General features: G+C 71.6%; 12 protein-coding genes. 4 read left to right on the forward strand and 8 right to left on the reverse strand.

The window, feature by feature from the left end:
* The first annotated feature begins 99 nt into the window (after window positions 1–99).
* A complete protein-coding gene (locus GB932_RS02015; protein ID WP_156759054.1) occupies window positions 100–840 on the forward strand; it encodes a substrate-binding domain-containing protein in 741 nt (246 codons plus the stop codon).
* Window positions 841–861: 21 nt separating this feature from the next.
* Here the strand turns inward: GB932_RS02015 and GB932_RS02020 are convergent, their stop codons facing one another.
* The 4 genes from GB932_RS02020 to GB932_RS02035 all read right to left on the reverse strand — a co-directional run bounded on the left by GB932_RS02020 (window position 862) and on the right by GB932_RS02035 (window position 4426).
* Window positions 862–999 carry a MetS family NSS transporter small subunit gene (locus GB932_RS02020; protein WP_156759055.1) on the reverse strand — a complete coding sequence of 46 codons (138 nt, stop codon included), beginning with the start codon at window positions 997–999 and terminating at the stop codon, window positions 862–864.
* Entirely contained in the window at window positions 996–2564 is a 1569-nt protein-coding gene (locus GB932_RS02025) for a sodium-dependent transporter (protein WP_156759056.1), read from the reverse strand. Before GB932_RS02025 ends, GB932_RS02020 begins: the two co-directional genes overlap by 4 nt.
* 138 nt (window positions 2565–2702) lie before the next feature.
* Window positions 2703–3176: a glutaminase gene (locus GB932_RS02030; RefSeq protein ID WP_156759057.1), complete on the reverse strand. Its 474-nt coding sequence runs from the start codon at window positions 3174–3176 to the stop codon at window positions 2703–2705.
* 140 nt (window positions 3177–3316) lie between these two features.
* The gene (locus tag GB932_RS02035) at window positions 3317–4426 is read right to left on the reverse strand and encodes a 5-methyltetrahydropteroyltriglutamate--homocysteine S-methyltransferase (protein WP_156759058.1); all 1110 of its coding nucleotides are present in this window, start codon (window positions 4424–4426) and stop codon (window positions 3317–3319) included.
* Window positions 4427–4616: 190 nt separating this feature from the next.
* On the opposite strand from GB932_RS02035, the gene katG reads away from it, so the two are divergent.
* Window positions 4617–6848 (forward strand): catalase/peroxidase HPI, encoded by a 2232-nt coding sequence (katG, locus tag GB932_RS02040; protein WP_156759059.1) that lies wholly within the window; start codon window positions 4617–4619, stop codon window positions 6846–6848.
* A gap of 183 nt (window positions 6849–7031) precedes the next feature.
* Here katG and GB932_RS02045 read toward each other — a convergent pair whose 3' ends face one another.
* Window positions 7032–7694, reverse strand: coding sequence for an MIP/aquaporin family protein (locus GB932_RS02045; RefSeq protein WP_156759247.1), 663 nt, complete (start codon window positions 7692–7694; stop codon window positions 7032–7034).
* An 85-nt stretch (window positions 7695–7779) separates the two neighbouring features.
* The gene (locus GB932_RS02050) at window positions 7780–8127 is read right to left on the reverse strand and encodes an ArsR/SmtB family transcription factor (protein WP_156759060.1); all 348 of its coding nucleotides are present in this window, start codon (window positions 8125–8127) and stop codon (window positions 7780–7782) included.
* Between the two features lie 81 nt (window positions 8128–8208).
* On the opposite strand from GB932_RS02050, the gene GB932_RS02055 reads away from it, so the two are divergent.
* Window positions 8209–9510: an NAD(P)-binding domain-containing protein gene (locus tag GB932_RS02055; RefSeq protein ID WP_156759061.1), complete on the forward strand. Its 1302-nt coding sequence runs from the start codon at window positions 8209–8211 to the stop codon at window positions 9508–9510.
* Window position 9511: 1 nt separating this feature from the next.
* Window positions 9512–10726 carry an MFS transporter gene (locus tag GB932_RS02060; protein WP_197517250.1) on the forward strand — a complete coding sequence of 405 codons (1215 nt, stop codon included), beginning with the start codon at window positions 9512–9514 and terminating at the stop codon, window positions 10724–10726.
* Between the two features lie 139 nt (window positions 10727–10865).
* Here the strand turns inward: GB932_RS02060 and GB932_RS02065 are convergent, their stop codons facing one another.
* Window positions 10866–11732, reverse strand: a complete 867-nt coding sequence (locus GB932_RS02065; RefSeq protein ID WP_156759063.1) for a metalloregulator ArsR/SmtB family transcription factor — start codon at window positions 11730–11732, stop codon at window positions 10866–10868.
* Between the two features lie 24 nt (window positions 11733–11756).
* Window positions 11757–12398, reverse strand: a complete 642-nt coding sequence (locus GB932_RS02070; RefSeq protein WP_156759064.1) for an arsenate reductase ArsC — start codon at window positions 12396–12398, stop codon at window positions 11757–11759.
* Window positions 12399–12403: the final 5 nt, after the last annotated feature.

Genomic DNA, 12403 nt, shown 5'->3' on the forward strand with positions numbered 1-12403 from the left:
GTGAGCGTAGCGGGTGCGCGGAGCCGGCGGCGCGCGGATGACCCTGCGTTCCCGTGCACGTCACGCGAACGCGCGGGGTGCGCCGAATAGGCTGTGCGCATGGCGCAGAAGAGAGCACCCCGCGGCGGACGGCCGCGCGCGGGAGGCGCGAAGGGATCCGCGCCGCGCGGGAAGTCGCCCGCCAGCCGCGCGAAGATCGCCGCGCCGCGCGCGAAGGCCCCCACCGCATCCGCCGAGCGCCCCGCGCCGCTGCCGACGTTCCGCCTCGGGGCCTTGCCGGGCACGACGCCCGGCAAGTGGATCGCGCGCTGGCGCACTCAGCGCCCGCACCAGCGGATCGAGCTCGTGCCCGTCGAATTCGCGGATCAGGCGCGCGCGCTCCGCGACGGCCTCGTCGACGCCGCGATCTGCCGCCGCCCGCTCGACGGCGATGACCTGCACGTCGTCGCCCTGTACGACGAGACCACGGTCGTCGTGATGGCCGCCGACTCGCACCTCACGGCAGCGGATGAGCTCGAACCGCAGGATCTCGAGGGCGAGGTGCTGCTGACGCCCCGCGACGACGTGCTCGGCGGTCTCGACCTGCCGACGGTGCCGCCCGCGTTCGCGCCTCTCGAGACGACGGAGGACGCGATCGCGACCGCGGCCACGGGAGTCGGCGTCGTCGTCGTGCCGATGTCGCTCGCCCGTCTGCACCACCGGCGCGACGCGACCTTCCGCCCGCTCGTCGGGGCGCCGGGATCCGCCGTCGTGCTCGCGTGGCTCCGCGATCGCGATGGCGAGGACGTCCAGGCGCTCGCGGGGATCACGCGCGGCCGCACGGCGCGCTCGTCGCGCTGAGCCCGACGAGCGCGCCGCGGATCAGGCCGGGCCGTCCTCGCCGCCGTCGGGGTACGAGGGCACTTCGGGACGGGCCGAGAGGAAGCCGATGCTCCCGATCAGGCCGCCCCACACGAGCACGGCCGCGATGACGAGGAACAGGATGGCGATGGCGCTCATCGGGCGCCTCCCTTCACGCGGAGCTGCTCGTTCGTGGGCCAGACCTCGAACTTGTCGGGGTCATGGCGCCATGTCACGAGCGGCAGGATGATGGCGGCCGCCACGGCGACGACGATGCTGCCCCAGCCGGCGACGCCGAGGTACCAGGTGGCGTACCCCTCGTAGCCGTTCGCCACGAGGTCGACGATCTTCGCGACCAGGATGTAGGCCAGCACTGCAGGGGCGAGGAGCCCCGTGAAGAAGATCCACAGTTTGCCGACGCGGAACGTCGACACCGCGTTGAGGTGCCCCGACAGCTCGCCGCCGCGCCCCTTGACCCAGATCACGATGATCGTCATGACGATGGCCGACGCCACGATGCCGATGTTGTTGGTCCATTGGTCGATCGTGTCGAGCGCCGTGAGGCCCGAGGTCGTGCCGAGCAGGACGATCGAGATGATCGCGAGGATCGCGATGCCGCCGACCGCCTGGCCACGGGTGAGGCCGAACTTGTCTCGGATCGCCGCGATGACGACCTCGAGGATCGAGATCAGGGAGGTGAGCCCCGCAAGGGTGAGCGTGCCGAAGAACAGCACGCCGACCCATGCGCCGCCCGGGATCTCGCTGACGATCGCGGGGAACGTCATGAACGCGAGCCCGACGCCCGCGAGCCCCTCGAGGTCTCCCACCTCGACGCCCTGCTGGAAGGCGAAGAAGCCGAGCGTCGAGAACACGCCGATGCCGGCGAGGATCTCGAAGGACGAGTTTCCGAACGCGACCACGAGGCCCGCGCTGGTCATATTCGACCGGCGCCGGCGGTACGAGGCGTAGGTGATCATGATGCCGAACGCGATCGACAGCGAGAAGAACACCTGTCCGTATGCCGCGATCCACACACCCGGGTTCGCGAGGGCGGCGAAGTCGGGCGTGAAGAACTCGTTGAGGCCCTCGAGCGCGCCCGGCAGGAACAGGGCGCGGATCACGAGCACGAGGAAGGTGACGACGAGCAGCGGGATGATGATGACGTTCGCCCGCTGCACGCCCTTGACGACGCCCGCGCCGAGGATGACGAGCGTGATGATCCACATGAGCACGAGCGGGATGAGCACGCCCGGCACGAAGTCGAACGTCGCGGGCTCGCCCGACACCTGCAGGTAGTCGGCGACGAAGAAGGTCGTCGTGTCGGAGCCCCAGCGCTCGTCGAAGGCGAACACGAAGTAGCTCGCCGCCCACGCGAGCACGCCGGTGTAGTAGATCGCGATGAGCGCGGCGATCGCGACCTGGAACCAGCCGACGCTCTCGCCGAGCTTCCCGCCGAGGCGTCGGAGGGCGAGCGGCGCGGATCCGCGGAACCGGTGGCCGATCGCGTAGTCGAGGAAGAGGATCGGGATGCCCGCCGTGATGAGGGCCACGAGATACGGGATGAGGAAGGCGCCGCCACCCGATTCGTACGCGACTCCGGGGAAGCGCCAGATGTTGCCGAGCCCGACGGCGGATCCGATGGCGGACAGGATGAAGCCGACCTGGCCTGTCCATTGCTCGCGTTCGGGGACGGCTGTGCTGTTCGTTTGCTGTGATCGCGACATTGCGCTCCTTGGGATTCCTGGCGGCGTCAGGGGTGACCCCGTCGCCGGCGCCGTGTCAGAAAGGGTACGACGAACCTCCGACATCCCAACAGATGCCCGGCCGATCGCGCGCGTCGCGGCCCCACGTGCGCAGTGTGCTCAACCAGCCCCGTCGCGCGCGAGGCGGATCCGCTCCTCCAGGTACTCGTCGAGCGGTGCGAGGAAGCCCGCGGGCGACCAGCGCACCATCGCGCGGTCGCCCTGTCGCACGAGCGGGCCCGATGCGGCGGCCGCGACGTCGACCGGATCCCACCCCACGTGACATGTCTCGCCCTCGGCGAAGCCGCCGCGGAACGCCATCGCGGCGCGCGCCGCACGGATCCGCTGGGCCTCCGCGGTGAATCCGCGCCGCACCTCGGCGGCCGCGCGCAGCACGTCACCTGTCGCCCAGACCGCATCGTCGCCCACCAGCAGCACCCCGAGGTGCCAGGCCTCGGCGACCGGCGCGATCGCGGGCCCACCGCCGAACAGGCGCAGGATCCCCCGCGCCTCACGCACGGCGCCGAGGCGCACGCGCGGCACGCCGACGAGCCGAGCACGGGCGTCGTCGAACAGCGCGGCCGGGTCGTCCATGCCTCCAGCGTACGGAGCCTCAACACGACGCAGTCAGATCCACCGCCGTCCGCGCCGACACGCCGGCACGGGCGTCGATTCGGCTCGCATCGACTGCGTTGTGCTGCCGAAGCCGGCCTGAAGGAGGTGCCGGGCGCGCCTCAGCCCCAGACGCGGTCCGCGATGTCTGTGACGTGACGGATCTTCGCCCACTGCTCGTCCTCCGTGAGGACGTTGCCCTCCTCGGTCGAGGCGAAGCCGCACTGCGGCGACAGCGCGAGCTGCGCGAGGGGCGCGTGCTCGGCCGCCTCCCGGATCCGCTTCTCGATCTCCGCCGCCTCCTCGAGCTCGCCCGACTTCGTCGTGACGAGCCCCAGCACGACCGTCTGCTCGCCGGGCTTCAGGAAGCGCAGCGGCTCGAAGCCGCCGGCGCGGTCGCTGTCGTACTCGAGGAAGAAGCCGTCGTAGTCCGTCGCGAACAGGTGCTCGGCGATCGGCTCGTAGCCGCCCGACGAGATCCACGTCGAGCGGAAGTTGCCGCGGCAGATGTGGGTCGTGACGACGAGATCGTCCGGCTTGTCCGCGAGCACCCGGTTGAGCATGTCGCGGTAGCGCTCCCCCAGCCCATCGGTCTCGATGCCGCGCTCGGTCCGTGCGCGCTGCAGCTCGGTCTCGCTGCAGAGGTAGGCCCAGGCGGTGTCGTCGAACTGGAGGTACCGGCACCCCTCGGCGTAGAAGGCGGCGATGGCGTCGCGGTACGCCTGCACGAGGTCGTCGATGTAGTCGTCGCGCGAGGCGTACTCGGCGGCGACGAGGTTGGCGGGCTCGACGCGGAAGTCGAGCACCGTCGGGGCGGGGATCGACTGCTTGGGCGTGACACCCGCGGCCTCGGCGAGCGGCTTGAGGGCGCGCCAGTGCTCGAGCATCGGGTGATCGCCGAAGCCGATGCGTCCGTTCACCTGCACGGCGAGCTGCTTCGTCTGGGCGCCCTGGAACGGCAGCCCGTGGTCGGTCTCGACGATGTCCACGCCGTCGAGGCCGCCGAAGAAGTCGAAGTGCCACCACGCGCGGCGAAACTCGCCGTCGGTCGCGACCGGCAGGCCGGCGCTGGCCTGGCTCGTCACGAGAGCGGCGATCTGCTCGTCCTCGACGGCGCGCAGCTCGGCGGCGTCGATGCCGCCCTCCGCGGCCTGCGCACGGGCGGCCTTGAGCTCGGCGGGACGGAGGAAGGATCCGACGATGTCGGCGCGATACGGAGGGTTCACACTCATGGGGTACACGTTATCCGCGACGCGCGCGCCGGCCGCTCCTGTGCGACACGCGCGGAAACCTGATGGGGACGCTCGGACTGTCGCAATCGACTTCCTCCTACGCTACATTTGAGTCATTCAGATCTTCGCGGGACGATCCGTCGCGTCGAACGATTCAGCACACCGCTTCCGACCCCTTCGAAAGGCGATCATGACCGAGAGCAACGGCACCTGTCCGTTCGGATACGGATCCGGCGACCCCGACGCCCAGGAGAGCCCCACTGTCGCGGGCGACCACACGCACGACGGTGACGCGGCCCCCACCGACGAGGCCCGCCGAGTGCACCCGACGCAGGGCAGCGCGAACCGTCAGTGGTGGCCCAACCAGCTCAACCTGCGGATCCTCGCGAAGAACCCGGCGATCTCGAACCCGCTCGGCGCCGACTTCGACTACAAGAAGGCCTTCGAGGCCCTCGACCTCGCGGCCGTCAAGGCCGACCTCGCCGAGGCGATCACGACCTCGCAGGACTGGTGGCCCGCCGACTTCGGCCACTACGGCCCGTTCATGATCCGCATGGCGTGGCACTCGGCCGGAACGTACCGCTCGCACGACGGTCGCGGCGGCGGCGGATCCGGCATGCAGCGCTTCGCCCCGCTGAACTCGTGGCCCGACAATGTGCTGCTCGATCGCGCGCGCCGCCTGCTGTGGCCCGTCAAGCAGAAGTACGGCCAGTCGATCTCCTGGGCCGACCTCATGATCCTCGCCGGCAACGTCGCGCTCGAGACCATGGGCTTCCCGACCTTCGGATTCGCCGGCGGCCGCCCCGATGTGTGGGAGGCCGACGACGACGTGTACTGGGGCCCCGAGAAGGTGTGGCTCGACGCCGAGCGCTACAAGGGCGACCGCGAGCTCGACGCGCCGTTCGCGGCGACGCAGATGGGCCTCATCTACGTCAACCCGGAGGGCCCCGAGGGCAACCCGGATCCGCTTCTCGCGGCAAAGGACATCCGCGACACGTTCGGCCGCATGGGCATGGACGACGAGGAGACCGTCGCGCTGATCGCGGGCGGCCACACCTTCGGCAAGACGCACGGCGCGCACCCCGACGACAAGCAGGGCCCCGACCCGGAGGCCGCCCCGCTCGAGCAGCAGGGCCTCGGCTGGAAGCAGGGCTACGGCGACGGCCGCGGCGGGAACGACACCGTCGGATCCGGCCTCGAGGTCACGTGGACCTACCACCCGGCCCGCTGGGACAACGAGTTCTTCCACATCCTCTACGCGTACGAGTGGGAGCTCTTCGAGTCGCCCGCCGGCGCGAAGCAGTGGCGCCCGAAGGACGGCGGCGGCGCCGACCTGACGCCCATGGCGCACGGCGAGGGCCACCGCGAGCCGCGCATGCTCACGACCGACCTCTCGCTGCGCATGGATCCCGGCTTCGACGAGATCTCGCGCCGTTTCCGCGAGGACCAGAAGGCGTTCACCGACGCGTTCGCCCGCGCCTGGTTCAAGCTGACGCACCGCGACATGGGACCGAAGGCGCGCTACCTCGGCCCCGAGGTGCCCGCCGAGGACCTCGCCTGGCAGGATCCGCTGCCCGCCCAGACAGCGGCGACCGACGACGCGGCGATCGCCCACGCGAAGCAGCTCATCGCCGAGTCGGGGCTCACGGTGTCGCAGCTCGTGTCGACGGCGTGGAAGGCCGCGGCGACGTTCCGCAGCTCGGACAAGCGCGGCGGCCCCAACGGCGGCCGCATCCGCCTCGAGCCGCAGATCAGCTGGAAGGTCAACCAGCCCGAGCAGCTGAAGCCCGTCATCGCGAAGCTCGAGGAGATCGCGGAGGCGTCGGGCGTGTCCTTCGCCGACGTCGTCGTCCTCGCGGGCGGTGTGGGCGTCGAGCAGGGCGCCCAGGCGGCCGGATTCGACGTGCAGATGCCGTTCACGCCGGGTCGCGTCGACGCGACGCAGGAGCAGACCGAGCTGGAGCAGTTCGGCTGGCTCGAGCCGGTCGCCGATGGATTCCGCAACTACGACAGCGGCTTCATCGACCTGCCCAGCGAGTACCTGCTGATCGACCGCGCCAACCACCTCGGGGTCAGCGCCCCGCAGATGACGGCGCTCGTCGGCGGCCTGCGCGTGCTCGGGAACAACTGGGACGGATCGGACCTCGGCGTGTTCACCGAGACGCCGGGCGCGCTCACGAACGACTTCTTCGTGAACCTGCTCGTCAACGGAGTCTCCTGGACGCCCGACGCCGACGAGAAGACGTTCACGAGCGATTCCGGCCTCACGGGATCCCGCGTCGACCTCGTGTTCGGCTCGAACAGCGAGCTGCGCGCGATCGCCGAGGTCTACGCCTCGGCCGACGCGAAGGAGAAGTTCGTGAACGACTTCGTCGCCGCCTGGGTGCAGGTCATGGAGAACGATCGCTTCGACCTGAGCTGAGTCTCCGCGCACCGAGAGGGCCGCCCCGCATCGCGCGGGGCGGCCCTTTCTCCGCCCCACCCCCAACACAACGCAGTCGATCCCGCGCTCTTCCGGCCGCATCGGGGCGTTCCGGCCCGTCCGGCGACGGATCGACTGCGTCGTGTTGGAGAGTCTGCCGACGACGTGGCCGCCGACGACGCGTCAGCTCACCCGCCGCGGCGTCAGCCATACTGCGAGCGCGAGGCCGAGCGCGCCGCCGACGAGCTGTGCGCCGATGAACGGCAGCGCCGAGGTCGGGGCGATGCCCGCGAAGCTGTCGCTGAACATGCGGCCGACCGTGATGGCGGGGTTCGCGAAGCTGGTCGACGCCGTGAACCAGTAGGCGCCGCCGATGTAGGCGCCGACGGCGGGCGCCGCGAGGGATCCCCGGCCCGTGCGGACGAGGAGGAAGATGACGGCGACGAGCCCGGCCGTCGCGACGACCTCGCTGAGCAGGTTGGACGGGACGGCGCGCTCGTTCGTCGACCAGCTCACGGCCGCCTCCCCGAACACGAGGTTCGCGAGCAGGGCGCCGGCGATGCAGCCGACGACCTGCGTCGGCATATAGGCGAGCGCCTGGCGCCAGGTCTTCCCGCCCGTGATCGTGTCGGCGAGCGTCACGACGGGGTTGAAGTGCGCGCCCGAGATGGGGGCGAACATCGCGATGAGCACGCCGAGCCCGAAGGCGGTCGCGATCGCGTTCTCGAGCAGCTGCAGCCCGACATCCTCCGACAGCCGCTGCGCCATGATGCCGGACCCGATGACGACCAGGGCGAGCAGGGCGGATCCGACGAACTCGGCGGTCAGTTCGCGCGGGAGGCTCATCCGGTCGGGCAGGGTCGCGGGCGCGGGCGCGGAGGCGGGAATCGTGTCGGTCACGCGGGGTCTCCTGGGGTCGGGCGGGTCGGGGTCACGGCGCGAGCACGTCGGCGACGGCCTCGAGCGCGCCCGGCACGAGCGCGTAGTAGGCCCACGTGCCGCGCTTCGTGCGCGACAGGAAGCCCGCGTCCGTGAGGATCTTGAGGTGGTGCGACACGGTCGGCTGGCTGAGGCCGACAGGATCCGTCAGGTCGCAGACGCAGGCCTCGTGCCCGTCCGAGGCCGACACGATCGACAGCAGGCGCAGGCGCGTCGGATCCGCGAGCGCCTTCATGCGGATCGCGAGGCTCGCGGCGTCGTCGGCGCCGAGCGGCTCGCGCACAAGGGGCGCGCAGCAGGCGGCGGCCTGTTGATTGAGCACGGTCAGATCGGTGGGCATGCATCGATGATAGTCGATATTGACAAACGTCGATAGACGGCGCAGGATGATGCATCGACAGACTTCGATGAAGGAGATCTCATGACACTGCTCGACCTCACTCCGCGCGTGCAGGCATCGTCCCGCCTCGACACCCTGCCCGTCGCGATCGTCGGCGCCGGCCCCGTCGGCCTCGCCGCCGCCGCCCAGCTCGTGAAGCGCGGCATCGCGTTCATGATCTACGAGAAGGGATCCGTCGTCGGCGACGCCGTGCGCGCCTGGGGCCACACGCGTCTGTTCTCGCGGTGGGAGTTCCTCATCGACGACGCCGCACGGGAGCTCCTCGCCGACACCGACTGGGAGGAGCCGTCCGCGACCGTCGCCCCGACGGGCACCGCCCTCGTCGACGAATACCTCGAGCCGCTCGCCGCGCACCCCGCGATCGCGCCGCACATCCGCCTCGACACCCGGGTCGCCGCCGTCTCGCGCGAGGGCATGGACCGCACGCGCACGACCGGCCGCAACCAGGTGCCGTTCGCGCTGCGCGTCACCCTGGCAGACGGATCCTCCCAGGACGTCGCGGCGCGCGCCGTGATCGACGCATCGGGCACGTGGTCGACGCCCAGCCCTCTCGGGTCGAGCGGCATCGCCCCGCTGGGCCTCGACGCCGTGGCGGACCGTGTGGTCTCTGCCCTGCCCGATGTGCTCGGGCGCGATCGGGAGCGGTTCGCCGGCCGGCACGTGACGGTCGTCGGTGCCGGACACTCGGCCGCCAACACGCTCATCTCGCTCGCCACCCTCGCGAAGCTCGCGCCGGGCACGCGTGTGACCTGGCTGATCCGCAACCCGTCCGCGAAGCGGGTCACGACGTCCGACGATGAGCTGCCGGAGCGCGGGGCGCTCGGCTCACGCGTCGAGCGGCTCGTCGCCTCGGAGCGCGTCGACGTCGTCGATCGCTTCGAGATCGCGGCGCTGGCGCCCGCGGGCGACGGCGTGGTCCTGCGCGCGGCCGACGGCCGCACCCACGAGACCGACATCGTCGTGGCGAGCACGGGCTTCCGCCCCGACCTCGACATGCTGCGCGAGCTGCGGATCGAGCTGGACGACATCGTCGAGGCCCCGCGGCGGCTCGCCCCGATGATCGACCCGAACGTGCACTCGTGCGGCACCGTCGAGCCGCACGGATACCGCGAGCTGACGCACCCCGAGGCCGGGTTCTTCATCGTCGGGATGAAGAGCTACGGCCGCGCCCCGACATTCCTGCTGCGCACGGGATACGAGCAGGTGCGCTCGGTCGTCGCGTGGATCGCGGGCGACGCCGAAGCGGCAAGCCGCGTCGAGCTCGTGCTCCCCGCAACCGGCGCGTGCGGCGGCGGCAGCAGCGCCGCTGGCGGGTGCTGCTGACGTGAGACGGGCCGTCGCGCTCGGTGCCCTCTGCGCGTCGCAGCTGATCAGCTGGGGGATCCTCTACTACTCGCTCCCGGTCGCCGCCGAGGCGATCACGCGCGAGGAGGGCTGGAGCGCGTCGGCCATCATGGGCACCCTCACGGCGTCGATGCTCGTGCAGGCGGCGGTCGCCGTGCCCGTCGGCCACGCGATGTCCCGCTGGGGCGCGCGCCGCGTGATGTCGACCGGCACCGCGATCGCCGCCGCGGCACTGCTCGCGGCGGCCGGATCGCCCACGTTCGCGCTGTTCTTCGCGTCGTGGCTCGTCGCCGGCGCCGCCATGTCGATGACGCTCTACCAGGCCGCGTTCACGGCGGCGACCGAGTGGTTCGCCCCGAAGCCCGTCGGCGCGCTGACGACCGTGACGATCTTCGGCGCGCTCGCGAGCACGGTGTTCGCGCCCATCGTGAGCGCGCTGGCGGATCCGCTCGGCTGGCGCGCGATGTACCTGGTGCTGGCCGGCGTCCTGGCCGCCACGGTCCTGCCGCTGCACGTGTTCGCGCTGCTCCCCCATCGCGCGCGGCCCCGTGGAGGCACGGCCGACACCCGAGCGGCGGATCGCGCCGAGGTGCGCGGCACGCTGCGCTCGCTGCCGTTCATCGCCCTCACTGTCGCCGTCTCGCTCGGGATGCTCGGCGTCGCCGCCGCGAACCTCAACCTCATCCCGTTCGCGCAGGAGCGCGGGCTCGCGCACGCCCTCGGCGCCCTCGCCATCGGCGTGTGCGGTGCCGGCCAGATCCTCGGGCGCATCGGGTACCCGATCATCGCCGCCCGGATCCCCGTCATGCCCCGCCTGCTCGCCTCGCTGCTGTTCTCGGGGCTCGCCGTGCTGGGGCTCGCGCTGCTGCCGAGCCCCGCGTGGCTCCTCCTGCTGCTCGCGGGGCTGATCGGCGCCGCGCGCGGCATCACGACGCTCATCATGGCGAGCGGCATCAGCGAGCTGTGGGGGCCGCGCCACTACGCCGTCCTGGCCGGCTATCTGTCGACGCCCGTCGCGATCGCGGGCGCCGTCGCACCCTGGATCGGCGCGCTCACCGCCGAGTGGACGGGGAGCTACGGCGTCGCGTTCATCATCCTCGGCGTCGGCACGCTCGCGAGCTCGGGCCTGCTGATCCCCGTCGTACGGCGCCGGTCACCGCGCCCGGCCTCGGATCCGGTTCCCGTGGGCGTCTGATCCTCCCCGTTCGCCGGCCGCCGATGCACAACGACGCCGATTCTGCGCCGAAGCACGCGACACGCCGGAGTTCCGGCCGCCGGCGACGAGAATCGGCGTCGTTGTGCAGGAGCACACCCGGTCGCCCGGTCCGCTGACGTCAGCCGCGGAGGTCGGCGAGGAGAGCGCGCACGCGGGCGTCGATGTCGTCGCGCACCGCGCGCACCCGCGCGAGCGGCAGCATCGCCGGATCCTCGAGCTCCCACTCCTCGTAGCGGATCCCCGGATACACGGGGCACGCGTCGCCGCAGCCCATCGTGATGACGACGTCGGACGCGCGCACCGACTCGTCCGTCAGCGGCTTCGGGAACTCCGCACCGAGGGGCACGCCGATCTCATCCAGCGCCTCCCCGATCGCCGGCGCGATGCCGCTCGCGGGCGCCGACCCCGCCGTGCGCACCGCCACGGCGTCTCCGGCGAGGTGGCGGAGGATCGCCGCCGCCATCTGCGAGCGCCCCGCGTTCTTCACGCACACGAAGAGCACCGACGGCACCCGGATCGCGGCGCCGGCGTCGCGCAGCGCGTCGAGGCGCTGCGCCGCGAAGGCCGACACTCGTGAGGCGAGCAGCGACTCCTCCCCCGAGGTGGCCCGCAGCAGCTCGGCGCTCTCGTCGACGACGTGCGCCACGGTGCCCGGCGCGTGCGCCCCGCGATAGCGCTCCGTGAGATCGCGCCGCACCCGTGCGAGGTCGGGCTCGTGCGGGGTCCGGTGCCCCAGTGTTCGGTCGACGAGAGGCACGGCGTCGTCGGAGACCGAGAACCAGGCTCGGCGGCCGTCCTTCGCCCTCTCGACGATCCCCGCCTCGAGCAGCTCCCGCAGGTGATGGCTCACGGTGGGCTGGCGCAGCCCGAGCGCGGCAGCGAGCGGCGTGACGCTCTCGCGCCCGTCGTCCGAGATGCGGATCAGGCGCACGATCCGCGCGCGCGTGGGATCCGCGAGCGCCGCGCGCGCCTGATCCCGATCCATAGATCTCACTCTATGCAACGCGCGTCAGCTGCGGGGCGCGAGCTCCTCCGTGAGCCGCTCGACGCGCGCGCGGATCTCGTCGCGCACGCGGCGCACCCCGTCGACATCGAGTTCGGCGGGATCCTCGAGGTCCCAGTCCTCGTAGCGCTTGCCCGGATACAGCGGGCACGCGTCGCCGCAGCCCATCGTGATGACGACGTCGGCGGCGCGCACGATGTCGTCCGTGAGCGGCTTGGGGTACTGATGCGCGAGGTCGACATCCAGCTCGGAGAGCACCTCGCGCACGGCGGGAAGGATGAACTCGCCGGGCTGCGATCCGGCGGAGCGCACATTCACACGATCCCCGGCGACGAGCGTCGTGATCGCCGCCGCCATCTGCGAGCGGCCCGAGTTCTGCACACAGACGAAGAGGATCTCCGGGTGAGGCTTGGGGATCATGCCGCGCGACTGGCCGAGCGCTGTCAGGCGATCGCCCGCGAAGTGCTCGGCGAGGGCGGGCAGGTGCTCGGTGATCCGCGCCGAGCGCGCCAGCGTCGCGTACGACTCGAACACGACGCGCTCGACCGTCTCGGCGCTGACGATGCCGTCGAATCGTGACGCGAGGCGCTCCGACGCCCGCGTGAGGATGGGCGTGACATCGGCGAGGCCGTGCTCGAACGTCGACATGGGTC

Origin of the sequence: Microbacterium karelineae (genome assembly GCF_009745985.1) — a bacterium.
Taxonomy (GTDB): domain Bacteria; phylum Actinomycetota; class Actinomycetes; order Actinomycetales; family Microbacteriaceae; genus Microbacterium; species Microbacterium karelineae.

Bases quoted from the DNA above. Each gene is read 5' to 3' on its own strand.
- GB932_RS02025 (WP_156759056.1), bottom strand. From the start codon at position 2,564: ATGTCGCGATCACAGCAAACGAACAGCACAGCCGTCCCCGAACGCGAG.
- GB932_RS02070 (WP_156759064.1), bottom strand. From the start codon at position 12,398: ATGTCGACGTTCGAGCACGGCCTCGCCGATGTCACGCCCATCCTCACG.
- GB932_RS02045 (WP_156759247.1), bottom strand. From the start codon at position 7,694: ATGAGCCTCCCGCGCGAACTGACCGCCGAGTTCGTCGGATCCGCCCTG.
- GB932_RS02035 (WP_156759058.1), bottom strand. From the start codon at position 4,426: ATGAGTGTGAACCCTCCGTATCGCGCCGACATCGTCGGATCCTTCCTC.
- katG (WP_156759059.1), top strand. From the start codon at position 4,617: ATGACCGAGAGCAACGGCACCTGTCCGTTCGGATACGGATCCGGCGAC.
- GB932_RS02050 (WP_156759060.1), bottom strand. From the start codon at position 8,127: ATGCCCACCGATCTGACCGTGCTCAATCAACAGGCCGCCGCCTGCTGC.
- GB932_RS02065 (WP_156759063.1), bottom strand. From the start codon at position 11,732: ATGGATCGGGATCAGGCGCGCGCGGCGCTCGCGGATCCCACGCGCGCG.
- GB932_RS02055 (WP_156759061.1), top strand. From the start codon at position 8,209: ATGACACTGCTCGACCTCACTCCGCGCGTGCAGGCATCGTCCCGCCTC.
- GB932_RS02020 (WP_156759055.1), bottom strand. From the start codon at position 999: ATGAGCGCCATCGCCATCCTGTTCCTCGTCATCGCGGCCGTGCTCGTG.
- GB932_RS02030 (WP_156759057.1), bottom strand. From the start codon at position 3,176: ATGGACGACCCGGCCGCGCTGTTCGACGACGCCCGTGCTCGGCTCGTC.
- GB932_RS02015 (WP_156759054.1), top strand. From the start codon at position 100: ATGGCGCAGAAGAGAGCACCCCGCGGCGGACGGCCGCGCGCGGGAGGC.